Origin of the sequence: Cocleimonas flava, from assembly GCF_004339015.1 — a bacterium.
GTDB lineage: Bacteria > Pseudomonadota > Gammaproteobacteria > Thiotrichales > Thiotrichaceae > Cocleimonas > Cocleimonas flava.
Map to the genome: position 1 here is coordinate 314889 of NZ_SMFQ01000002.1, position 23344 is coordinate 338232.

General features: G+C 41.4%; 18 protein-coding genes. 7 read left to right on the forward strand and 11 right to left on the reverse strand.

Features of this window, described 5'->3' with window-relative positions:
• Positions 1-34 precede the first annotated feature (34 nt).
• Together argF and EV695_RS01535 are read left to right on the forward strand one after the other, a co-directional pair.
• Positions 35-967: an ornithine carbamoyltransferase gene (argF, locus tag EV695_RS01530; RefSeq protein ID WP_131904152.1), complete on the forward strand. Its 933-nt coding sequence runs from the start codon at positions 35-37 to the stop codon at positions 965-967.
• Positions 967-2583, forward strand: coding sequence for a peptide chain release factor 3 (locus EV695_RS01535; RefSeq protein WP_131904153.1), 1617 nt, complete (start codon positions 967-969; stop codon positions 2581-2583). The genes argF and EV695_RS01535 overlap by 1 nt, the downstream gene beginning before the upstream one ends.
• Before the next feature lie 104 nt (positions 2584-2687).
• Here the strand turns inward: EV695_RS01535 and EV695_RS01540 are convergent, their stop codons facing one another.
• The 4 genes from EV695_RS01540 to EV695_RS01555 form a co-directional block, all read right to left on the reverse strand.
• The gene (locus EV695_RS01540; protein WP_131904154.1) at positions 2688-5489 is read right to left on the reverse strand and encodes an immunoglobulin-like domain-containing protein; all 2802 of its coding nucleotides are present in this window, start codon (positions 5487-5489) and stop codon (positions 2688-2690) included.
• A 240-nt stretch (positions 5490-5729) separates the two neighbouring features.
• Positions 5730-6161, reverse strand: a complete 432-nt coding sequence (locus EV695_RS01545) for a hypothetical protein (RefSeq protein ID WP_131904155.1) — start codon at positions 6159-6161, stop codon at positions 5730-5732.
• A gap of 75 nt (positions 6162-6236) precedes the next feature.
• Positions 6237-8417, reverse strand: a complete 2181-nt coding sequence (locus EV695_RS01550) for a reprolysin-like metallopeptidase (RefSeq protein ID WP_165874590.1) — start codon at positions 8415-8417, stop codon at positions 6237-6239.
• Positions 8418-8716: 299 nt separating this feature from the next.
• Complete coding sequence (locus EV695_RS01555; protein ID WP_131904157.1) at positions 8717-10990, reverse strand: reprolysin-like metallopeptidase; 2274 nt, start codon at positions 10988-10990, stop codon at positions 8717-8719.
• Between the two features lie 226 nt (positions 10991-11216).
• On the opposite strand from EV695_RS01555, the gene EV695_RS01560 reads away from it, so the two are divergent.
• Positions 11217-11780 carry a hypothetical protein gene (locus EV695_RS01560; RefSeq protein WP_131904158.1) on the forward strand — a complete coding sequence of 188 codons (564 nt, stop codon included), beginning with the start codon at positions 11217-11219 and terminating at the stop codon, positions 11778-11780.
• A gap of 33 nt (positions 11781-11813) precedes the next feature.
• On the opposite strand, the gene EV695_RS01565 is transcribed toward EV695_RS01560, so the two are convergent.
• The 4 genes from EV695_RS01565 to hfq all read right to left on the reverse strand — a co-directional run bounded on the left by EV695_RS01565 (position 11814) and on the right by hfq (position 14470).
• The gene (locus tag EV695_RS01565) at positions 11814-12248 is read right to left on the reverse strand and encodes an HIT family protein (RefSeq protein ID WP_131904159.1); all 435 of its coding nucleotides are present in this window, start codon (positions 12246-12248) and stop codon (positions 11814-11816) included.
• Between the two features lie 18 nt (positions 12249-12266).
• Positions 12267-12716, reverse strand: coding sequence for a nuclear transport factor 2 family protein (locus EV695_RS01570; RefSeq protein WP_131904160.1), 450 nt, complete (start codon positions 12714-12716; stop codon positions 12267-12269).
• A gap of 156 nt (positions 12717-12872) precedes the next feature.
• Positions 12873-14195: a ribosome rescue GTPase HflX gene (hflX, locus tag EV695_RS01575; RefSeq protein ID WP_131904161.1), complete on the reverse strand. Its 1323-nt coding sequence runs from the start codon at positions 14193-14195 to the stop codon at positions 12873-12875.
• Between the two features lie 44 nt (positions 14196-14239).
• Positions 14240-14470, reverse strand: a complete 231-nt coding sequence (gene hfq / locus EV695_RS01580; RefSeq protein WP_131904162.1) for an RNA chaperone Hfq — start codon at positions 14468-14470, stop codon at positions 14240-14242.
• A 321-nt stretch (positions 14471-14791) separates the two neighbouring features.
• Here hfq and EV695_RS01585 point away from each other — a divergent pair, with 321 nt between their 5' ends.
• The 4 genes from EV695_RS01585 (at position 14792) to EV695_RS01600 (ending at position 18660) form a co-directional block, all read left to right on the forward strand.
• On the forward strand, positions 14792-15352 hold the full coding sequence (locus EV695_RS01585) for a thioredoxin family protein (RefSeq protein ID WP_131904163.1): 561 nt from the start codon (positions 14792-14794) through the stop codon (positions 15350-15352).
• An 84-nt stretch (positions 15353-15436) separates the two neighbouring features.
• Positions 15437-16438 (forward strand): TolC family protein, encoded by a 1002-nt coding sequence (locus EV695_RS01590; protein ID WP_207906918.1) that lies wholly within the window; start codon positions 15437-15439, stop codon positions 16436-16438.
• Positions 16435-17235 (forward strand): efflux RND transporter periplasmic adaptor subunit, encoded by an 801-nt coding sequence (locus tag EV695_RS01595; protein ID WP_131904165.1) that lies wholly within the window; start codon positions 16435-16437, stop codon positions 17233-17235. Before EV695_RS01590 ends, EV695_RS01595 begins: the two co-directional genes overlap by 4 nt.
• 243 nt (positions 17236-17478) lie before the next feature.
• Positions 17479-18660: a DUF481 domain-containing protein gene (locus tag EV695_RS01600; RefSeq protein WP_131904166.1), complete on the forward strand. Its 1182-nt coding sequence runs from the start codon at positions 17479-17481 to the stop codon at positions 18658-18660.
• Positions 18661-18827: 167 nt separating this feature from the next.
• On the opposite strand, the gene miaA is transcribed toward EV695_RS01600, so the two are convergent.
• From miaA to mutL, 3 genes are all read right to left on the reverse strand, one after another.
• Positions 18828-19763: a tRNA (adenosine(37)-N6)-dimethylallyltransferase MiaA gene (gene miaA / locus EV695_RS01605; protein WP_131904167.1), complete on the reverse strand. Its 936-nt coding sequence runs from the start codon at positions 19761-19763 to the stop codon at positions 18828-18830.
• Between the two features lie 218 nt (positions 19764-19981).
• Entirely contained in the window at positions 19982-21190 is a 1209-nt protein-coding gene (locus tag EV695_RS20450; RefSeq protein WP_131904168.1) for a GGDEF domain-containing protein, read from the reverse strand.
• 107 nt (positions 21191-21297) lie between these two features.
• On the reverse strand, positions 21298-23262 hold the full coding sequence (gene mutL, locus EV695_RS01615; protein ID WP_131904169.1) for a DNA mismatch repair endonuclease MutL: 1965 nt from the start codon (positions 23260-23262) through the stop codon (positions 21298-21300).
• Between the last annotated feature and the right edge of the window lie 82 nt (positions 23263-23344).

A 23344-nucleotide genomic window follows, 5' to 3' on the forward strand; every position in this document is an offset into this window, starting at 1 on the left:
ATGCTCTGGCGTTCCCAATTAAAAGGTATTTACTATGTCTAAACCGAGACATTTTCTTACATTAATGGATTTTAGCCAGGAAGAGCTTCAGCAGTTAATCGCTAGAGCCTTAGAGCTAAAAAACATGCAAAAGAATGGCGAAATCTACGAGCCATTAAAAAACATGACACTGGCGATGATTTTTGAAAAGTCATCGACACGTACACGTGTTTCATTTGAAACAGGCATGGTCCAGTTAGGCGGTCATGGCATGTTTTTATCATCACGCGATACGCAGTTAGGCCGTGGTGAGCCAATCGAAGATAGCGCACGCGTTATTTCGAGCATGGTAGATATCGTTATGATCCGTACCTTTGGACACGATATAGTTGAAAACTTTGCGAAGTATTCTAGCGTACCCGTCATCAATGCATTGACTGATGATTTCCACCCTTGTCAGTTATTAGCTGACATGATGACGTATGTTGAACATCGTGGTTCTATCAAAGGGAAAACAGCAACGTATGTGGGGGATGGCAACAATATGTGTCACTCATGGATGAATGCTGCGAAACAGTTCGGCTTTCATCTAAATATTGCCAGCCCTAAAGGCTATGAGCCAAATGCTGAGCTTTTGGCGAAACTTTCTGATCATGTAACTTTGTTTAATGATATTGATAAGGCTGTGGCGAATAGCGACCTGATCACAACGGACGTTTGGGCCAGCATGGGACAGGAAGAAGAGCAAAAAATTCGCGAGAAATCTTTCAAGTCTTTCATGGTGAATTCTGCCGTTATGGCGAAAGCCAACGACGATGCGATATTTATGCATTGTTTGCCTGCACATCGTGAAGAAGAAGTCAGCACAAACGTCATCGATGGCCCGCAAAGTGTGGTTTGGGATGAGGCAGAAAATCGTCTTCATGCTCAAAAAGCCTTACTTGAAGCGTTAGTCATTGGTTTACCAAACTCAAAAGACCCGTCTTAATGTCTAAACACACAGAAGAAGTTTCTTTACGCCGCACCTTTGCGATTATTTCGCATCCGGATGCGGGTAAAACAACCATCACCGAAAAACTGTTGTTATTCGGGGGTGCGATTCAGCTTGCGGGATCGGTAAAAGGCAGAAAAGCTGCACGCCATGCGACATCTGACTGGATGGCGATGGAAAAGGAACGTGGAATCTCGGTGACTTCATCGGTGATGCAGTTTCCTTACAAATTGAACAAGAAACACCCTTCTGATCCTGATCCAATTATCAATCTATTGGATACACCGGGTCATGAGGACTTCTCGGAAGATACTTATCGTACCTTGACTGCTGTTGACTCTGCGTTAATGGTAATCGACGTCGCCAAAGGTGTTGAGGATAGAACCATTAAGTTGATGGAAGTGTGTCGTTTGCGTGATACACCGATAATGACCTTCATCAACAAGCTTGACCGTGAAGGTCGTGACCCGATTGATTTACTCGATGAAGTCGAAAGCGTTCTTAAAATTAAATGCGCGCCTGTTACCTGGCCGATTGGCATGGGTAAACGCTTAAAGGGTGTTTACCATATCCATAATGATGCGGTGCATTTATACGACCCGAATCATGACGGTAAAATCCTGGAAGGCGAAACCATTCAGGGGATAGATAATCCACGCCTCGATGAGCTATTAGGCACACAAGCCGAAGAGCTTCGTGATGAGATTGAATTGGTTCAAGGTGCAAGTAACGCGTTTGATAAAGAGGCTTACCTTGCAGGTAAACTCACTCCTGTATTCTTTGGCTCGGCAGTAAACAACTTTGGTGTGGCTGAACTTTTGGCTGACTTTGTTGAGTATGCTCCGGCGCCGCAACCGCGCGCGACCAATACCCGTGATGTATCGCCAAATGAAGAGAAATTCAGTGGCTTCATTTTTAAAATTCAGGCAAATATGGACCCACAACATCGTGACCGTATCGCCTTTATGCGTATTTGTTCGGGTAGCTTCAAGAAAGGCATGAAACTCAATCATGTTCGTATCAAGAAAGATGTGAAGATACCTGATGCATTGACGTTTCTGGCGGCTGATCGCGGCCATGTTGATGCGGCATACCCTGGTGATATCATCGGTATTCACAATCACGGTACGATTCGTATTGGTGATACTTTCTCGGAAGGCGAAGAGTTGTTTTTCACAGGCATTCCAAGCTTTGCACCGGAACTGTTCCGTCGTGCTCAGCTGAAAGATCCTCTGAAGATGAAGCAGCTACAAAAAGGCCTGGATCAGTTATGTGAAGAAGGCGCGACACAATTATTTCGCCCATTCAAAAACAATGATCTTATTCTTGGCGCGGTTGGTGTGCTGCAGTTTGATGTGGTTGCCCAACGACTCAAAGATGAATACAAGGTCGATTGTCAATTTGAAGGGGTTAGCGTTCAAACAGCACGCTGGATTCATTGTGAAGATGAGGCGATGTTGAACCAGTTTAAGATCAAAGCAGAATCTAATCTATCTTTGGATCATTCTGGTGAATTGGTTTATATCGCACCTACGCGAGTGAATTTACAAATGGCGATTGAGAAGTGGCCTGAAATTGAATTCTTATCTACCCGCGAACACGGTACGTATTAACTAAAACTGAGACTCATAAAAAACTCGCTGTAAGTAGGGGGGTGGCTTTAAGAAAGCCTATAAAACACACACCCCCCTGCTAATAACGAGTGATAACAGGTTTTTTATAACTTAAATCGACGTAATCTTACCAGCGCCAATAACGGAATCAGCAAGAACCCAAAACTACCACCACCGCTTGAACTTGACCCTGTCGCACTACTTGCATCTGTACTAGTCGCGTCATCATCATGAGCTTCCACCGCTTCTACAATAATGGTTCTACTTTCTACTACCGTATTGCCTGCTGTATCTACTGCAGTATAAGTAATCACATATTCACCCGCTTTCGATGTATCAACAGCACCAATGCCAGTCACTGTTACTGTCACCGTTCCATCAAGATTATCTATTGCTGACGCACCTGCATCTTCATAAATAGAACCTAGCTCGAGAATAACGGTACTTGATCCATTAAGCGTAATAACAGGAGCAGTGGTATCTGTGCTTCCCACTACTGGATCAGGAGTCTCCTCTGTTGTATCTGGTGTCGTTGTGTCAGGAGTAGAGGTATCAGGAGATGTTGTTTCGTCAGAACCAGCATCACCAGAAGAAGAAACCGCCGTGACATTCACTACACGTGTTTTGGACGTTGAATTTCCAGAGCTATCTTCTGCGTTATAGGTAATTGTATAGCTTCCCAAAACTGCTGTATTGACAGTGCCCGAAGTGGACACCGTCACAGCGCCATCGATATCATCGATAGCAGTTGCGCCTTCGTCAGCATAAACAGACCCCTGAGGAATACTGACGGGGCTAACACCATTCAAAGTAATTGCTGGCGGGGTCAAATCCCCTGCTCCACCAACACCTTTCTGAATTTCGATATTACCTTTTGATATATTAAAAAATGAATCATCACTACAAGATACCATTATTCTTGCACCTGACATCTCAGGTGTAGCTGCCGGAATGATTAACGCCTGGTTGCCATCGTTATCGGTATCAGACAATAATAAATTCTTCACTCCATTGGAACGAATCAGTTGAATATCAACCGTTGCGCAATTGACTGGCGCGACATTGGTACTCGCTGTGTTCCATAATACTTCTATGCTCTCTCCCGTTGAAAAAGTTTCAGCAGATGACTGTGACACCACGGAGAAAGTACTGCGGGTATCCGTTACATTGATTTTCTTATCATCCGTACCAATTCCGCCACTACCGTCGCGAACCACGTAGGTGAAATTTAACTCACGCGTTGTTTGCGGTAATTTTTCACCTAGAGTACTTGTGCCCGCAAATAAGTCGCTCAGGCTTGGGATATAACGATCTTCTTCCGAGCTTGGAAGATAACTACGAATTATCGCATTATTACCCATATCAACATCGACTGCAGATGCGCTACCGGTGTCTGTTTGATCCCATGTATAACTTGAACCGCCCGTTGACGAGCCATCCAAGAAGAATGGTGTGTTAGCCGGAATATTAAGATCATTTCCTGCATTGGCTGATGGATTTGTATTACCTGTAGATGTATTTGAGCCACAACTACTACCTAAATCACTTCGGGTGTAATCATTGATTTGAGTGATACTGGCAAAATGGAAGTAAGCTTCTGAATTGTATTGCAGGTCATCAGATCCACATAAACCACTGTAAGACATTACGGTGCTTCCACTTCCCGGCTCAACTGCTGTTTCCGCGGTTCTATTTCCACCACCACAGCCATTTTGTGTACTGTTAAACGTATGACTAGCACCTAATTGATGACCAACCTCATGCGCAACATATTCGACACTAAAGATTTCACCTTGTGGGTTAATGGTACCTGTCGCGCCTCCGGCTTTTATGCCAGAAGTTAATCCACTGGAGGTATTTGCCGTATCAATACAGGCTACTCCAATATAAGCAAGGCCGCCTAATGACCCTTGCGCGAAAACATGTCCTAAATCGAAATTAGAAAGCCCCAGGGTCGAGGACATATTTGCCATATTCTCATCCACGAGTGAGGCTGCATTATCATTTGTATAAGGATCTGTAGCTGCATTGGTGTAGAGCATCTCCTCACCACTGACCAACTGTAAACGGATACCCAAATCACTCTGATAAATTTGATTTACGCGATTAACCGTTGTCACCATAGAATCATACGCTAATGCCGTAGTTCCACCCTGACTTGCGGTGTATTCTGCTGTGCCTGCCACTGCAAAACGATAGGTTTTAAGATCTAAAGCTGGCGAACTGGCTAATACTTTCTGCGACAGTTTTTGTGCAGATTCTGATATTTTTGCGAATGAATTTACAGGGTGATGGTCATGAATCTGACAGTTAAATTCAGTATGAAAAAGACTCGCGTTTTCACGCTTGCTCAGCGTGTTATATACATTGCCAGAACTTTCTGTATCAGGATCGATGTAAACCGTATCTCCATCTCCCATGACTAACATGCCATGAAAGCCTTTACTGGTGAAATCTATTCGACCTGTAATCGAAGAGTCATCGACACCTACGACACGCCAGGTTTTTATGTCTGGGTATTTTTCAGAAAGCTCATCGGATAAAATCGAAGATTCAAAAGCATTTACCTTTACAAAACTTCCATCTGGCAATGGTAGGTCTATCTCGACAGAGGTTTCGCTAGCACTACCTTCAACTGGCTTGAGTGATAAAAACGTTTGAGAATTTAGTTTATTTTGTAACTGAACTTCATCGAGTAACAACGATTGTTTTTTTACCCAATTGTTTGATGAAATCTTATTCGCGAGTTCTTTTGTACTGGTTACATTATTGCCACTATTAGAGCTAGATAAAGACTGATTTTGAGATTCTGTAGCTGAATATGGTTGCCAAATGGAAGAGTATTGAGATTGTGCAAAAGCACCTGCAGTCGTTAATACACCTAGGGCAAAAATGATTTTTTTCATGTGATTATTTTTATAGTTTATTTGCCCTCATTTTAAAAATCACATCCGTATTTTCTACGTTTTAATCAATCAAAAGATGCGCGTAATAACGAGAACTTAATTATCAAAGGGAGTTTGATTATCACACGAGAAAGCTGAACCGCAGCTAAATGAAGCACGCAGTTCATCTGAATTAGCGGTTTTAACTGAACGAAAAGTACACAAAATTGGAGACCATTAAACGATCCCCCTAAAGAAGAATTAACGACAATAAGTCATCATGCTTGCATTGAAAGAACTGGCATATTCTCGAAGAGCAATTCGGTATTTAAGATGATTCTCGCCGTAAATTACGTCACCCATTCCATCCAGCTGTAACACTCTGCAATTTACCGAGACGGGTTGGGGCTCAAGTAATCCGGGAATTTTTCGCTCCCCTCCTCTACCAGAGTTATAAGCAAGCAAATAAATACTGTTATTTTTAACCGCTTTTGCAACTTCTTCTGCAGGATTCATTTTCTTTAAATCAGCATATTTCTTAGCATATTCTTCTTCTTTCTTTTTTTTGATATTTTCTATAGAAAAGCGTTTGCTAGGGTTTGAAGAAGCACTTTTTGAAGATGAGTCATTAGGAACAGCAACGCATGCCTGCATCAATAAACTGATTCCACTTATTAGTAACATCTTTTTCATTTGATCACCTCATTTCTGAATTTCAACGCTGGCGAGTGTCGCTAACAAACGTCATTAACAGCATACACAATAAACTTAACTGATAGATTGTCTACTTAAGAGTCTACGCGTCAATAATGGCAACAAAAGGAGAGCCATGTATCCGAAAGAACCTCCACCTCCGCTGCTACTTGAACTGCTCAACGTAGAAGTGTCATCTTCACCTGTACCTAGCGTATCAAGAATAGTTAGATTAGCTTGCGACACACTGAAGAACTGACTTGTTGCGCAAGAAACGATAAATCTCGCGTTAGTTAATGCGGGTGCATTTTCCGGTATCGTGATTGTTTCTGACCCATCATTAGCCGTTGTGGTGATATCTATCCCCGTTCCATCAAGGGTGATCAACCCGATATCAACAGACGTACAAGATATAGGTGATGAATTAGTACCTGCCACATCCCAGCTAACGGTTGTCTGGTCTGTCTGGGCATAAGTTCTGGAAGAGGTGTGCGAAGTTACTTCAAAGGTTGAGCCAGTATCATGTACAGTCATCGTTAGCGCATCATATTGAACGCCACCGTTTCCATCTCTTACCGTTACTCTTAGATCCATATCTCTATTGGTTACGGGTAAATGCTCACCTACGGCAGCTTCGTTATTGAAGATATCGCTTAGCTGGGGAATAAAACGTAAATTAGAAGTCGTTAATGATCGGCTTCTAAACAAAGCATTGTCACCAGCGTCTACATCAACATCAGTAGCGGTACCAGAGTCTGCTTGCTCCCAAGAATAACTGAGCTGATCTCCATCCGAGTCAAAACCATCTGCGATGAGAACGATTGGGGTTCTTGCTGGTACGGTAAAATCCTCTCCCGCACTAACGATCGGATTTTCATTGGTTACTGCAGTGCTACTGCCACAACTATTTCCATCACCATTTCGACTAAAATCTATGATTTCCTCAATGCTTACAACATGAAACTGTGCATCGACTTCATTTTGTATGTTATTGGTACCACACAATCCTGCATAAGACATGATTGTTGACCCACTACCTGGCTCTACCGCTGTGCCTACCCCGCGTTCGCCACATTCACTGTTAAAAGTATGCTGAGCTCCCATTTGATGACCGATTTCATGAGCGACGTAATCCAGTGCAAAAGCATCACCAATCGGGTTCGTTGCACCCGTAGCGCCACCCGCTTTAAAAGTAGAGTTACAGGTACTACCAACAAACGCCAAACCACCGACATTGCCGGAACCAAATACATGACCAATATCGTAATTTGCCGAACCTAGAACATTGGTATCATTCAAATTTGCGATATTTTGTTCAAGCAAGGCATTGATGTCCGTATTCGAATAAGGATCATTTGATGAGTCTGTGTACATCAAATCAAGTTGCTCTGGCACGAGTTGAAAAGTGATGCTCGAATCTCGCTCGTAGATTTCATTGACTCTATTGATTGTTGTGATGACAGCACTTAACGCTGATGTTTTGGTGCCACCGTGATACTGCGTGTATTCACCGGTCGTAGCTACCGCTAAACGATAGGTAATTAAATTGAATGCAGGTCTGGCTAAGACCTCTTTTGCGCTCGACTGGAGCACATTGCCCTCTGAAAAGCTTTTCACAACACTATTATGATCAACACCGCATTTAAACTCGGTTTGAAAGTGGTCGTGGTTTTCTTGCTTGCTGAAACTTATGTATTTTGCCGAGCTGGAAGTGACTCTATCTGCATCTTTATTATCATCTGGTTCGATAAAAACCGAATCACCATTTGGCATCACCAACATCGCATGAAAACCCAAAGTAGTGCTGTCTATTCGACCCGATATCTTCTGATTAACACCAGAAACTTTCCATGTTTTCAGCCCAGGAAATTGCGCGGCAAGTTCTGGAGCAAGCACAGAAGTTTCTGTTGCAACGACCTCTACTTCAGTCCCGTCTGGTAAAGGCAAAACTAGCGAAAGTCCTGCTGCTGAGTTGTCTTGTTGATCATCAGCTGGCTTGGATGAGGTGTTTTTTTGTAACAGCGATTTCCAGGCAAACTCATCAAGTTCGAGGCTACGGTATTTAAGCGATTCTAGCGACTGCGATTCTTCGCCTTGTGGTTTTGCTGACTGACTAAGTTGTGCCTGTGTTACAGAATCTGAAATAAAATCTGAATCTTTCCAGGGGGATGAAAATACGGAAGTGCTTAACAGCAATGAAGATAAAACAGTGATGACCAAACCTGATCTAGAAATACGTTGAGACTTTATCCTCATTATCATTACCCTTTATTATTTTATAAGCTAATTTCACATTTAAACGTTTTCGTAACTATCAAACGATAGCTCTAGCTAACAACAGCACTAGCTAAGAATAGTGTAAGCACTATGCATTCTATAACATTTATTTTTATAAACACATGAATACACTTTTAAATCAGCCAATTGTTTAAACCAACCCCTTAATACAATGCAACTAAGCCATTAAAAAAAAGCCCCTGTAAGTAGGGGGGTGTCATTTTTAATCTGCTTTAATCAGCTCAATTCTACAGAGCTTCTAGACTAATTCGACAGCATTATTGTAATAAGTTCAAACGCCTTTTCATTAACAATACGCAACTTAAGAGTAAAAACCAGTAATTTATTAGTCCACCACCAGATGAACCCTGGCTTGTGCTAGTGCTGTCATTTGAAGATACTGCACTTACTTCATTGTTTGTAACTACTGCGTTTAAATCAGTATCTTTCAGATTTGCTTCTGACTGATCTTCGTCAGCGTGTTTAAAGGTAACCTGCGTTGTTTTATCAGTAAGCACAAAGTTTCGCTGGGACACAGCAAAAAAAACGTTATCACTACACTTTAATTTAAACCTGGATTCATTCGTTTTCTGCACGGTTGCAGGAATCAGCACCCATGCATCACCCTTATTTGGTAGATTTTTTTCAATAACTGTCGGAAAGGTCTGACCACCATTAGTCGATAAATACAGATCTACATTTTGACAGCTAACGGGTGACTTATCGGTAGCCGCGACATTCCAGAAAATCTGGTAAGACTCGCCAAGCGTGTATTGAGACTTTGGCAGGTTTAAAGCAAATCGACTGCCTGTTCTGGCCACATTGATTTTCATTTCATCACTTTGTGCAACATTCATCCCATCCTGCGCAACAAAACTAAAATTCATCACTCGCTCATGCTCTGGAAGCTTTTCTCCTCGGCTGGTGCTGTTGCTTAGAATATCCTGCAATTGAGGGAACACTCTGACGCTACTAATATTCGGAACATTAACTCGAAATAATGCATTGTCACCCTTATCGTCATACTCAAGTGATGTTTCACCGGAATCTATTTGCTCCCAGGCATAGATAAGAGGATCTCCATCAACATCCTGAGCAGTACCTTTTAATTCAAAAGGGGTGCGAGATGGAATGGTAAAATCATTACCCGCATCCGCTATTGGTGGCTTGTTATCAAACGAACGCTGAGTCCCACACACATTACCTCGACCATTACTGGTGAAATCTGAAATCTGTTCGATGCTTCCGATGTGGTACATCGCATCAGCATTTGATTGTAAATTATCTAAACCACAATACCCTGCGTAGGACATTATTGAAGAGCCGCTACCTGGCTCAAATGCTGTTTGCGCTGATCGCGTATTTCCAGAGCATAATCCTTGCGAACTATTAAACGTATGCGTTGCGCCAAGCTGATGTCCAATTTCATGCGCCACGAAATCCAGATCAAAACTATCGTTTATAGGGTTGCTTGTGCCCGATACTCCCTGAGCTTTTCGATATTGATTACAAATACTGGCAACGGCAGCGATTCCACCACCACTACCCGCGAATAAATGCCCAATATCGTAATTATCTGTGCCAATCACGGAATCAATATATTCCTGATTCTGACTCAGCAGATCTGAGATATCATCTTTCGTAAAGGGGTCTGAATTTGCATCGGTATTAATAAGCAAATCATTATTCTCTACCAGATCAAGATGGATACCCAAATCACGTTCCAGTATTTGGTTGACTCTGCTTAGAGTTGTTGTAATCGCAGACATCACACCTGTCACGGTGCCACCATGCTTTGCTGCATATTCACCGGTAGTGGCAATAGCGATTCGATAATGCAATAAGCTTTCTGTAGTCCTTCCTGCGATTGCACGGGACGCGATACCATGGGAGATGTTTTCTCTTCCCGAAAACTTTTGCATTAATCTATTTTGTTGCTCGGTAACGCCACAAGAAAAAGATCGATCAGACGTCTGCTTTTGTGCGCTTTTCTTATAACTAATGTATTTCTCTGCCGCAAAATCTACCGGATCAATAAATATAATTTCACCATCGAGCATTTGTAGCATTGCGTGAAAGCCAGATGAAGTAAGATCAACTTTTCCCGAGAAAACGTTATCGTTTGCGATGACCTTGAAAGTTTGAATTTCAGGATACTTTTCGGCGAGGCTAGTTGTTAATACTTGATCTTCGATTAAATCAAGGTCGATGATTGAACCATCAGGTAAAGGAATGGATATTTGGCTGATATTAGATTCAGTGTTCTCTGCTGAAGGTTTCGCAGATTTCTTGCTACCAAGAATCGATCGCATTTTTTCTGTGTTCAAAACCAGACTTAGACCGTTCTCATAGTGTTTTGAATCCGAATGAGTCTCTGTAACTTTTTCTGCTGCGTCATTATCTATAGAAACTATTTTATTCGAAGAGTCTGTAATTTGGTCAACTGACCACAAGCCTAAAACATCCATGCTTTCTGCAGTAGCCGAAGATTGCACCACTAAGAAAGACAGTAAAAAACTCAGTAAAAACCCAAAGTGCATCCTGCTCTTCATACTTCACTTCCATCATTCCTTGATCGATGGTGACAGTGTATCCAGAAGGTTCATTGATTGAATTCTGAATGGAGTCAGTAGTAGTAATTTTAAGACAACAACACTAGATCAGGCGTTAGTCCTGTAATCTCAACCTTTAGTCATTCGTTAAATGAGCTTTATTTGGTTTTAATGTGTGTTGCTTAGTTATAATTAAGGCTGAACAATCAAGAATAGTAGGTTAGACGTGTGGCATTCACCTTATAAGTTATACCTTTATCCAGAAACCATAAAACAGAGCACAGATGAGAATGAAAAAGCTATCGGAGACTTTTCAAGCATTTCGAAAACACTAAAGGAACTGGATTTTATTGGGACAAAACAAGGAGAGAGAAGATATACAACCGGAAAAAACTTTGTTTCTCTGCTGACCTTTATGGGATGCTCTCCCAATATCGAGTTAGAACCACAAGAGAATAAACCATACTGCTACATCGAAATCATTATCGAAAAAGAAGCGAAATTCTTTTCAGGTATAAATATCAAAGCGGCTACCTGCCCGGAATGCAAGGCTAAAATCACCGATATTGCTAACCCTGCCGTTGAAAATTCGGTTTGTACTAATTGTAAAAAAACGTTTAAAACAAATAGATTAAACTGGCGAAAGACTGCTTTTATCGCGCAATATTGCATAGTCATTGGCAATATTTACGAATCAGAAGCGATTCCAAATGATCAACTCCTGGATGCTTTAAAAGCGACAAGCCTAACCGAGTGGAGATATGCCTACATTAGAGAAGATGGAAATTAATACGCTTGTAAAAACAAGGTTTAAAACTATTCCTTATTTGGTCTTATTTTTAGCCTGATATTGAGAGTTTTTTGGAATCACCCATCGCACTCCGCCTTTTGGATTCTCTACATCCCCGGTATAACGGGGAATAATATGAATATGCAGATGGAAAACACTCTGGCCCGCAGCAAGTTCGTTGTTACAACCGATATTGTAACCATCGGGCGAACCCGAGTTATCAATGTTTTGCGCTTCGGCGTACTGCTTACCTTTAAGAATTAATTCTCGAAAATCTCTATTTTCTTCTTCCGTGCATTCAAAGTACGTTTTGATATGACGCTTGGGTATAACCAAACAATGACCCACACTTACAGGATAGGTATCTGTAATTAATAAGGCGTGTTCATTTTCAGCAATAATTTCCTCAGCTTTGGGGTGACAAAACAGACAGGGATTATTGGGGTCAAAAGCATTTTCTTCAGTCATTAGCTTACTCGATCGATCTTATTTATCTTTATCCAACATAGAGACATCCACCACATTCATCAATCCGACATGGCGAATTTCATCGCCTGTCATTACTCTTTCTTGAATCACTCTCCAGACACCATCTTCCTCAAGCTCTAACAGAATTTCGACACCGTGTGTTTTTTTCGAACCATCATTAACGAATATTGTTTCAAGGGTTTTAAACATGATTTGAGTGTCGTTATGTGCCGACATTTTTAAGCCTTCATAACTCACACCTTGCAAGGTACCGTCTTTGAAATCTTTTTCCGCAGCTCGGGCCCAGTCATCATAGCTAATACTTTCAAATCCAGGAACACCGGTCACGCGGACCTTTTTAGAGATAAGATTAAAATGCGCATCAAAATCATTATTGCTCGCGGTCAATGCAGAAGCATCCATCCATTTTTGCGCAATTTCTTGATGTTTTTTAATAGCTTCCGACATAATTTAACCCGACTAATTTGAAAAATGCATTTGTTTGAACAGAATAAGGGAGCTTATTTTAACGATATAGAATCAAATTCTACAATAGTGATTGGTGGGCATTTAAACAAAGACTTAGGCACCCCCCTACTTTGGGGCACTTTTTTGAAGAGATTATTATTGCACTTGCTCTAGTGTCAATTCTTCTTTGCCTAGCATCGTATCAAACCTTCTTTGCTGGATCACAACATCAAGCAGGTATTCGCCTTTATCAGATATCGATTCACTCACAACCGCCTCATCCTCATACAACTGAGCACGTAAACGCGCCAGAGCAGGATGTAAACGTAGCTTGCCCCTGAAGGTATTCTTAGCGAATATGGCTGCTATTGTCTCACTTAGTGCTTCCAGTCCTTCGCCCGTCAGTGACGACAACCAGACCCTTGCAGGCAAGCCATTATGACCTTCTTCAACATGGGGTTCTTGTTCAGTCAGATCGATTTTATTCATAACCTCGACCTGTTGCACATCTTCAGCACCAAGTTCCTGAATCACGTTATTCACTTGCTCACGGAAGAAATCACGATTTTCGTCGCTGCTATCGATGACATGCAAAATCAAATCTGCTTCGATCGTTTCTTGAAGTGTCGCCCTGAAGGCTGCAACCAAATCATGCGGAAGATCACGAATGAAGCCTACCGTGTCGGCTAAAACAATCGATTGCTGATCGGGTAAATTTACTCTGCGTAAGGTGGGGTCTAAAGTCGCAAACAGCTGATCTGCCGCATAAACTCCAGAACCAGTAATTTTATTGAATAAAGTTGATTTACCCGCATTGGTATAGCCGACTAATGAAACCGTTGGTATTTCGGTTTTCTGCCTGAGTTGTCGACCTTGTTCGCGCTGTTTATTCACTTTATCCAAACGCTTATTGATCTGTTTGATACGAATACTCAGCAAGCGACGGTCAGTTTCTAACTGGGTTTCACCCGGGCCACGCATACCGATACCACCTTTTTGTCTCTCAAGGTGAGTCCAGCCGCGAACTAGTCGCGTCGACATGTGTTTTAACTGCGCCAGTTCAACCTGCAATTTACCTTCGTGTGATTGAGCACGTTGCGCAAATATATCGAGTATCAATGCGGTACGATCAAGCACCCGACATTCGAACAGGCGTTCCAGGTTACGTTCTTGCGCGGGAGAAAGAGAGTGGTCAAAAATAACGACATCCGCATCGTGCTGTTTAACGGCGGTTTTAATTTCGTCTGCTTTACCCGTACCCACAAAATAACGTGAATCAGGCGATGCGCGTGATCCAGTGATTAGCGTGGAAGTAATTGCTCCGGCAGAACGAACCAGTTCTTTGAACTCGTGTTCGTCTTGAGTTGAGCTTGCACCTGAAGAATGCTGGGAACGATTATTTGATCCAAAGTTAATCTGTACCAATATGGCACTCTCAATCAGAGCTTCACCCTGACTGAGCTTATCAAATAATTCCAACTTAATGCCCCCCTAAGATACTAGGGAAACAGAATTGTGTAATTTTATTCTTCGTCTTCAACCGTTAACTTAATAGGTCTAGAAGGCACGATTGTAGATACAGCGTGTTTGTACACAAGCTGGCTTACAGTACTGCCTAGTAATATAACAAATTGATCAAACGACTCTACGTGACCTTGTAATTTAATTCCATTTACAAGATAAATCGCAACGGGGATGCGCTCTTTTCTTAAAGCATTTAGGAAGGGTTCTTGTAGCATATGCCCTTTTGACATGGGTAACTCCTGATTTCTTATTAGGTTATGTTATTAATATTTTATTGTTTGCTGCTCAATATATAGCTTTTTATATTTAGCTTTAGAATACTCAAATTGTCGTTCTGTCTCTTTTTAAAGTACCTAAATCCGTTATTTTCAAAGTTTGGGGGTAACAGCACTCTGCATCCTTACAGATTCAAGCATAATAACAGGTTTAGATAAAAAGTAAAAAATCAATACCTATTTTTGATCATTTAACGACAGATGGCTCAAGTTGCTCGCTTGCAAGCCCGTGAAATTCGGAATAATATGAAATAAACCCGCTACCGGAGACACTTTATGAACTCCCTCAAAACGCTTATAGCCCTAGTGTTTATCACTATTTTACCAATCTCTACGTTTGCTGATGACACTTCGCAGGGCAGTCAAACAGAAATAAGAGATTACAGTACTTTTTTTGACGAAAGTCTTGGCGATATGCAGGAAGAAAAAGAAATTGCTGCCGAGGAAGGGAAAAAAGGGATTTTATTGATGTTCGAAATGGATGAATGTCCGTTTTGTGCGCGTATGAAAAAAACGGTATTGAATCGGAGCAAAGTACAAGACTATTATCGTAAGCATTTTCGAATCATAACGGTAGATATCGAGGGCGATTTAGAACTTACCGATTTTGCTGGCAAAGACACCACGCAAAAGGTCTTTTCATTAGAACAGTTTAGGGTAAGAGCCACACCCGTCTTTCAGTTTTTAGATTTAGAAGGCAAGCCAATCAAAAATGGCCGTCTAACGGGCGCATCAAAAGACGCTGATGAATTTATGATGCTAGGAAAATACATCGTTGAAGGTGCAAACGAAGAAATGCCTTTTATCCGTTACAAGCGCAAACAAAAGAAAGGATAACGTTGAACCTGAATTTTACCTATTACATGAGTGCTGCTATATGAGTGTTACGCCATAACTATGTGGAGTCTATTGAATCGAAAAGTGATACAAGTAATCTTGCACTCTGTTTGCCTGATCAGTTTGGTTTTCACTCATTCAGTTCTTTATGCAGATACTAATAAACTTCCACCCATACTGGATTTGAAAACAGCCCTGAGTTTTGCCAGTGACCACCCACGCACACGTTTAAACCCAGAACAACAATCGATAATACCACTCCAGCAACCGTTGTTTCTTGGTTGTCACAATCTCACATTTAATAACACAACGGTTAGTGATGCAAAACGCAATACCGCCTCAACCTTACTGGTAGAACCAGTAATCCAGCAAGAATTACTAATTCTAAACGCTTTTTTGGATGTTCTACTATCTGATTCCAGCCTTATCGGGATTAATGAGGATATGGCAGGAACGTTTATTTCGTGGGATAGAGCGAAAATTCGTCAAGAATTAAAACAGAATTCAGAACTCGTAGTGGCCAAGTTAGAAGCGGAATATCAGGAAGTTAGACAAAAATACTTTTCTGCCCAAGCTACTCAACGCCTCACCCGATCAATACTGGCGCAAGCTATCAATCGCCCTGACGAATTATCCAGTGATCTCGCCCCGCCGCTATTACTTACCTCTCCTAAAAAGCTACCTGAATTTTCAGATTTATATGCAGAGGCATTAAAAAATAACAGCTGGATAAAAACGCTCGCAGAAAAATACAATGATGATCAAATGTCGTTGATCAAGATGGATTTACGCCAGCAAATTCTTGAACTCCTCCTACGCATAACCGTTTTAAAATCAGCTGCCGATCGAGCAGAAGCTGAACTCTATAGCCGTGATCTCGATTTAGAAATGAGTAGAACCCTCTATGAGATGGAAGTACGCGCAAGAATCGGTAAATCCATGACATTACAAAGCATGGCGAGAATGGAGGAAGAGCGCGTTAAATACTGTACTACTCTGGCATGGGCTCAACTCAATGCATTAATAGGCAAACCAATCATGACTCAAGCAATTGAAACCAAAAAAGCCGAGGAAACGGCACAATGAATATCACTCTGAAATGTATAAACAATAATTTACTCATCAAACTTGCCTTAACTTTTTTTATTGTTATCACGAGTTTAGGGGCAAGCGCACAACAGCTTAGTGGCAGACTTGAATGGGTCGATAAAATTGAAATGAGGGTGCTTGAAGACGGCTTCATAGAAAAGATGAATATAAAAATTGGCCAATATGTAAAGAAAGGTTCGACCTTGCTAGTCATGGATCAACGCAAAGCCAAAGCAGAGTTATTAAAGGCAAAAGCCATGATTGCCCGCTCCAAAGTAGAAATGGATGATGCCGACGATGAACTAAAACGTGCAGAAGAACTTTATGATCGTGGATTAATTGCAGATGAAGAACTTAAAGATGCAAAAATTAAAGTCGCCGCAGTACAAGCTGAAAGCGAGTCTGCCAATGCGGCGTTGGCACTCGCAGAAGTGACACTGGAAAGAAATATTTTACGCGCACCTATTAACGGCATCATTATTACCAAAAACAACCACGAAGGTGGCGTCATATATAAAACTCAACAACGGGAACCTTTGTTTACAATAGCGCCCAGCGGCAAAATGCTCGCCAGAATACTTGTATCATCTCAGGTTTTAAAACGTTACAAGCCTGGACAAAAAGCACGCGTTACAGTGAATGGAAAACACTACAACGGTTTTGTTTATTCTCAAGGTGTCGAAGCCGTAAGAATCGAACCCAAAGGTGCAATTTATGAGCTGGATATTATTTTCAACCATAACCCTCAGGACTTATTAAGGCCTTCTGAGATTGCAAAAGTCACTATTCATTGAGCATTTTTCAACAACTCAAAAACCAATACATAGCATTGCTTTTCAATACAATTTAAAAATATAGCAAACATCTATTTTTCCAATGATTTCAATTGATTAAATAAAGAGATTTATTTGATTTTTCTTTGAACCAAAGCACTTTGTAAACACTCTCACCCCAGTCAAAATATTTTAATAAATATTTTAGTCACAACTTTTTTACCTATCTATTAGATAGGTTGTTTTTTGGGGTAAATTTTAAAAATGAATAAATTAAATATACTAGGCAGTGCAATTGCACTTGGTCTAACAGGCGCATTCACATCTGCTCATGCAGAACCATTAATTACAGACTACAAAGAAGCAACATCAGCTTATGAAGATGCTTATGTATCTGGTAACTTTAACTCGAACGATGGTAATCAGGATCAGGCTAGCTATAACCTGGACCTAACACTGGACTACGAGAAAGTATTCAGTTCACCAAACCGTAACACTAAAATCGACTTTTTAGGCACAGGCTCTTCTGCTAAAGGCGGAAATGAAGGTGATAAGAGTTCAAGTACTTACCAGGCACTTGGTTCAGCAACAGTAGATAACTACTTCACACCGAATAGCAATGCAGCATTCTGGTACGGCAAAGGTGAAGTTGGTATTCAGAAAGATCAGGAAGACCCATTCACAAAAGCTACAGCAGGTATCGGTTATGGCCGTGTTGTTAACGTAACACCAATGGCTTATGCAATCAGAATCATGCAAAAGCTTCGTGAAGAAGGCTTTTTGAAAGCTGATCCTAGCAATGATATTTACCAGCAAGTAGCAGTAATTGTAGATAAAGAGTCTGAGTACAAGTCTAAGTACGGACTTGATGACTACAAGCAATACTGGTTACAGGATATTCAGAAAGTTATTGAGACTTCTGGCATGGTACAGGGTGACTTCAACGCTAGAGCGGTTGTTCAAACTTATGACGTATTAGAAAACGAGCGTGTTTCTACACGTAAAAACGGTTGGTTAGTGCGTGCAGGTGTTGGTGCAGTATTAAGCAACTACGACGGTTCAGACGGTAAGCCAGCACTAGAAGTTGGAGCGGAATACCACAGACCAATCAATAACAAGACTCAGTTCTCTAACGAAGCGATTGCAACTGCTACATTAGACGATGATGACAATGGTTATAACTTCAATAACGCAATGAGTTTGACTTACGAATTGTCTGACCTGATTGACTGGGAAAACAAGTGGACTCTAGCGTATGCAACGTCTGACGATACAGATGATGTTACAACTAACACATTAAGTTCTGCGTTCTACTACAGCCTAACTAACCAGCTTGATTTTGGTGTTGAAGGCAAGTTAACTAAACTTGATGACAGCATTTCTAACAATGGTAATGACGAAGTTGATAAGAGCTTAACAATGGGCGTTAAATACCGTTTGAAGTAATCGAACCCCGAAAATAGAGCTTATTTTGTTAGATTCTGCTCTATATCTTAATACCAAATCTAACGACTAGAGGGGCTTTTAGCCCCTCTTTTTATTGGTATAAACCTTGTCCGATTTCTTAATTAGAATATTTGTTACTGTATATCTTTGCAGATAAATTTCTATTTCTATTCTTTAGCTAAAAAGCTTTCAATATCCGCTTTAACCTTTTCCAGCTTGTAGCCTTTTGCACCATACTCGGTAATGTTTTGCTCAGAGCGTAAATAGGTCATTTGGCGTTTGGCTAATTGACGGGTTGCGATTACCGCACGCTCTTTCATTTCTTCGAAATCCAGCTCACCCTCCAAATATTGCCATGCTTGACGATAACCCACACAGCGCATTGATGGAAAATTCAAATCCAGATCACCACGCTCACGTAACGCTTTCACCTCATCGATAAAACCAGCTTCTAACATTTGATCAAAACGAATAGCTGCCAATTCACGAATCCATTCACGCTCCTCCGGAATTAATGCAATTTTCATTAAGCGATAAGGAATCGGTTCTACAACCTGATCTTGTTGATGTTTCGTCAGCGTCTTTCCTGTTAGTTCAAAGACTTCAAGCGCACGCTGAATGCGCTGCTGATCATTAGGATGAATACGCTCGCCAGCGACTGGATCAACTTCCAACAAACGTTGATGCAAGCCATCCCAGCCAATTTGCTCTGCTTCTTTAGTCAGCTTTTCACGAACATCCTGGTCAGCTTGTGGCATTTCAGCGATACCGTTTTCTAGCGCACGGTAATACAGCATTGTTCCACCAACCAACACCGGAATTTTACCTTTAGCGGTAATTTCGGCCATTTCCCGTAAAGCGTCCGTTCTAAAATCAGCTGCAGAATAGGACTCAGACGGATCTAAAAAGTTAATTAACCGATGTGGAGCAGCTTCCAGTTCCTCTGCCGTTGGTTTTGCCGTACCAATATCCATATCTTTATAAACGAGTGCAGAATCCACACTGATTAACTCGATAGGAAAGTGTTCCATCAACTTAATCGCAAGGCCTGTTTTACCTGAAGCGGTTGGACCGATAATAAAAATGGCAGGAGGTAAACTCATAGTTGGCTAAGGTGTGAATTGGGAAGTAAATGATACATCAAAGCAATGAATATCTCATTGACGTATTATTATAGAGTATTGAATAAAGCGTATAGGCACCCCCCTACTTTGAATGATATTACGTTTTTGTTTTTTGAAAACGTAAATAGAATTTATGCAGAGCCGGGCACTTTCTCTTCAAACAGATCTTTCAACAGATGTGAAAGAAGCTAAAGAAACTAATGTCGAGCTAATGATTTAGCTGATGGCTTCACCGGAGAATTGGTAGGCAACTTCCTTTTAACAGCTCCCGCTTTGAAGGACTTATTCTTACGGGGATTATCTTTTAATAAACTAGAATGTGTATTCTTGTATGGGCATATAAGATAGTTTGCTTTTTTTCGCAGTGGTTTTATATTTTGATAATTGCTCAATGCCTTAAACGAAACCTTCGTATCATCGCCTGTTTCGGCTATACGTACAGTATCTCTGCCAGCTGATTTGGATTCGTATAATGCAAGATCTGCTCGGCGAAACCAGCTCTCCGCATCATCAAAGGGCATAATTTCAGAAACACCTACGGAAACAGTTACTTGATGTTTAGATAACTCAGCGCTTTCTTTTATAAATTTACGAATTGAATCTGCGAGATTCCCAGAATCTTCCAAGGAAGAGTTTTTAGCTAAAACAACAAATTCTTCACCACCAAAACGATAGATAAAATCCGTTGTGCGGATCTTCGATTTGACCAATTTTGCGAAATCAACCAAGACCTGATCGCCCGCATTATGACCCTTAGTGTCATTTATTTTTTTGAATTGATCCAAATCCAGCAACAACATCGACACAGGGGTTCGATAGCGCCTGTAATTTCTGATTATCTCATCGACTTTCTCATCAAAAGATCGTCTGTTTTTAATGCCCGTAAGCGTATCTTCAGAAACCAATTTCTGTAATTTATTATTATTGTACTCAGCACGCATACTTAGAATAAATCCAAATAATCCTACTAGAGCCAAGCTAGGATAAATGCTCATAGCCTCGGCATTTGTCAGCTTGCCATGAAATAATAACGTAGTTAAACCAATAAAGATGATGTTGGCAATCAATGCGGGGACTGACTTTAATAGAAAGTAGGTTGCGCCCATTGCAGGGAATGCCCAAAAAACAGTTTCTGCCCCTTTCAGGTACATAACACTTAAAATGCCAAGCATAAACATGAGGACTGAAAATCTATTCAGGTATTTAATTTTCTTTGATTGCCAGGCTTGCGTAAAGATCAAAACCATCAACAACGCCATTACCATGTCTATTGCGGCTAGCGTCAAATCGCCAGTGAAGAACCGGTATATGGAAAAGGGAACGAGAAAAATAAAAGTTAAGCCAGCGCCGTAAAGCACAAACTGCTCTTCTAAACTTCTTGATCCGCACTTGAATGATTTAAACATCGCTTGTTTTTATTATAAATAGTGCTTTACTTTAAAACATTGAGCCTTAACTTAGTCTTAACATAGTTGTTATCTAGTGCAGTTTTAGATAAATATTATGGGAGTTGTTATTGACCACGCATGAATAGCTTATCGAGCTGATCTACCGACATTTGCGTCCACGTTGGACGTCCGTGATTACACTGACCACTGCGCTCTGTGCGCTCCATATCACGCAACAAGGCATTCATCTCTGGAATCGTTAAACGGTGGTTCGCACGAACAGAACCATGACAAGCCATAGTTGAGAGTATTTCATTCATTTCCTGCTGAATGCGTTCACTGCTGCCATGCTCCAGTAAATCAGACAGTACATCGCGCACTAACTGTTCCACATTCGAATCTTTTAGCAAGCTAGGCACCGCACGAATGGCTAATTTTTCTGGCGCGAGTCTGTTCAACTCAAAACCCAGTTGCTCAAACGTTTCAGCAAATTCTTCGGCGCAATCACCTTCTTTTTTACTCACAGATAATGAGCTAGGAACCAGCATCGGTTGAGAGCGTACATTGTCTTCCGCCATACTTTTCTTTAAGTATTCGTAGGTGATACGTTCGTGTGCCGCATGCATATCAACCACAACTAAACCTTCGGCATTTTCTGCCAGAATATAAATACCATGCAATTGTGCCACGGCAAAACCTAACGGCGGCACTTCACCAGTATTTTGATTTTCGCTAACAGGCATTGATGATGTGACATGCGTCGAAAGTTTTTCAGAAAACTTGTCTGAAAGTGGGGGGGTGTAATTAGATGAGCCACTGCGTTGATTTACCGATGGAATAAAGCTCGTATTCAAGCTGCTAGTAACATTTTCAACATTATTTTCAGAGTTATCGCCGGCACTGTCATGCATGCGCTGATAAGCCGCCATTTGCTCTGCTACTTGCCCAGGCTGAATATTATTAACTGGTATATTCAACCGTTGCTGTGACCTAATCGCTTCGCGGTTGTACTCCGCCATACTCATTTTTTCTGTCCCATTATTTGGGATAGCAGGGGCAGACTCAGCAGCCTCATTAGGTCGTACATCTGCTAACGCCTGATGCAGTGTTCGATACAGAAAATCATGCACCAAACGTGCATCACGAAAACGCACTTCGTGTTTGGTTGGGTGTGCATTGACATCCACTTTTTCTGGTGCAAGCTCAAGAAATAATGCATACGCAGGGTGTCGGCCGTGGAATAACACATCGCTGTACGCTTGACGTACCGCGTGAGTGACGACGCGGTCTTTAATGATTCTACCATTTACATAAAAATATTGAAGATCAGCTTGTGATCGTGAAAACGTCGGCAACCCAACCCAACCCCAAAGCTTTAAACCAGCTGCTTCATAATCCAGATACAGTGACTGCTCCATAAAAGCAGGACCACAAATTTCTGATACGCGTCGATCTGCTCCGACTCGCTCTAATGCGGGCTGTAATGTCAGTAAATTGCGTTGACCGTGGCGTAAGGTGATCCCGATTTGAAAATTGCTTAGGGATATCTTCTTTACCACTTCCTGCAGGTGTTTGAATTCGGTATTTTCAGTTTTTAAAAACTTGCGTCGTGCAGGTACATTATAAAATAAATCACGCACTTCAATGGTTGTACCTTTAGCGTGTGCAGTGGGCTCTGGATCATCAAACGCTTCTGCACCATCATCGCGATGTTGCGGCGAAACCGTCCAGCCCTGTTCGTTATCTTCCGTACGCGAGCTAATCGTCATCCGCGATACAGAAGCGATACTCGGCAACGCCTCACCACGAAAACCCAAGGAAGCGACATGTTCCAAGTCATCCAGTGAAGCAATCTTACTGGTCGCATGACGACTCAACGCCAGCGCTAATTCTTCTTTGGGAATGCCCTTACCATCATCGCGGATACGAATGCGCTTTAAACCACCCTGCTCGATATCAATCTCGATTTTTTTCGAACCTGCATCAATGGAGTTTTCTAGCAATTCTTTAACCACAGATGCTGGGCGCTCTACCACCTCGCCTGCGGCAATCTGGTTAACTAAATGTGGGGGTAGTTGTTTGATGCTCATGGATTTATATTTTTACTTGATAAAGTATTTAGCAGGAAAAACAGAAGATCATATTGTAAAGCATATAAGAATGAATCGTAGG

Excerpts from the sequence above, each read along its gene's own strand:
- argF (WP_131904152.1), top strand. The coding sequence starts at position 35 with ATGTCTAAACCGAGACATTTTCTTACATTAATGGATTTTAGCCAGGAA.
- EV695_RS01535 (WP_131904153.1), top strand. The coding sequence starts at position 967 with ATGTCTAAACACACAGAAGAAGTTTCTTTACGCCGCACCTTTGCGATT.
- EV695_RS01540 (WP_131904154.1), bottom strand. The coding sequence starts at position 5,489 with ATGAAAAAAATCATTTTTGCCCTAGGTGTATTAACGACTGCAGGTGCT.
- EV695_RS01545 (WP_131904155.1), bottom strand. The coding sequence starts at position 6,161 with ATGAAAAAGATGTTACTAATAAGTGGAATCAGTTTATTGATGCAGGCA.
- EV695_RS01550 (WP_165874590.1), bottom strand. The coding sequence starts at position 8,417 with ATGAGGATAAAGTCTCAACGTATTTCTAGATCAGGTTTGGTCATCACT.
- EV695_RS01555 (WP_131904157.1), bottom strand. The coding sequence starts at position 10,990 with ATGAAGAGCAGGATGCACTTTGGGTTTTTACTGAGTTTTTTACTGTCT.
- EV695_RS01565 (WP_131904159.1), bottom strand. The coding sequence starts at position 12,248 with ATGACTGAAGAAAATGCTTTTGACCCCAATAATCCCTGTCTGTTTTGT.
- EV695_RS01570 (WP_131904160.1), bottom strand. The coding sequence starts at position 12,716 with ATGTCGGAAGCTATTAAAAAACATCAAGAAATTGCGCAAAAATGGATG.
- hfq (WP_131904162.1), bottom strand. The coding sequence starts at position 14,470 with ATGTCAAAAGGGCATATGCTACAAGAACCCTTCCTAAATGCTTTAAGA.
- EV695_RS01585 (WP_131904163.1), top strand. The coding sequence starts at position 14,792 with ATGAACTCCCTCAAAACGCTTATAGCCCTAGTGTTTATCACTATTTTA.
- EV695_RS01595 (WP_131904165.1), top strand. The coding sequence starts at position 16,435 with ATGAATATCACTCTGAAATGTATAAACAATAATTTACTCATCAAACTT.
- EV695_RS01600 (WP_131904166.1), top strand. The coding sequence starts at position 17,479 with ATGAATAAATTAAATATACTAGGCAGTGCAATTGCACTTGGTCTAACA.
- miaA (WP_131904167.1), bottom strand. The coding sequence starts at position 19,763 with ATGAGTTTACCTCCTGCCATTTTTATTATCGGTCCAACCGCTTCAGGT.
- EV695_RS20450 (WP_131904168.1), bottom strand. The coding sequence starts at position 21,190 with ATGTTTAAATCATTCAAGTGCGGATCAAGAAGTTTAGAAGAGCAGTTT.
- mutL (WP_131904169.1), bottom strand. The coding sequence starts at position 23,262 with ATGAGCATCAAACAACTACCCCCACATTTAGTTAACCAGATTGCCGCA.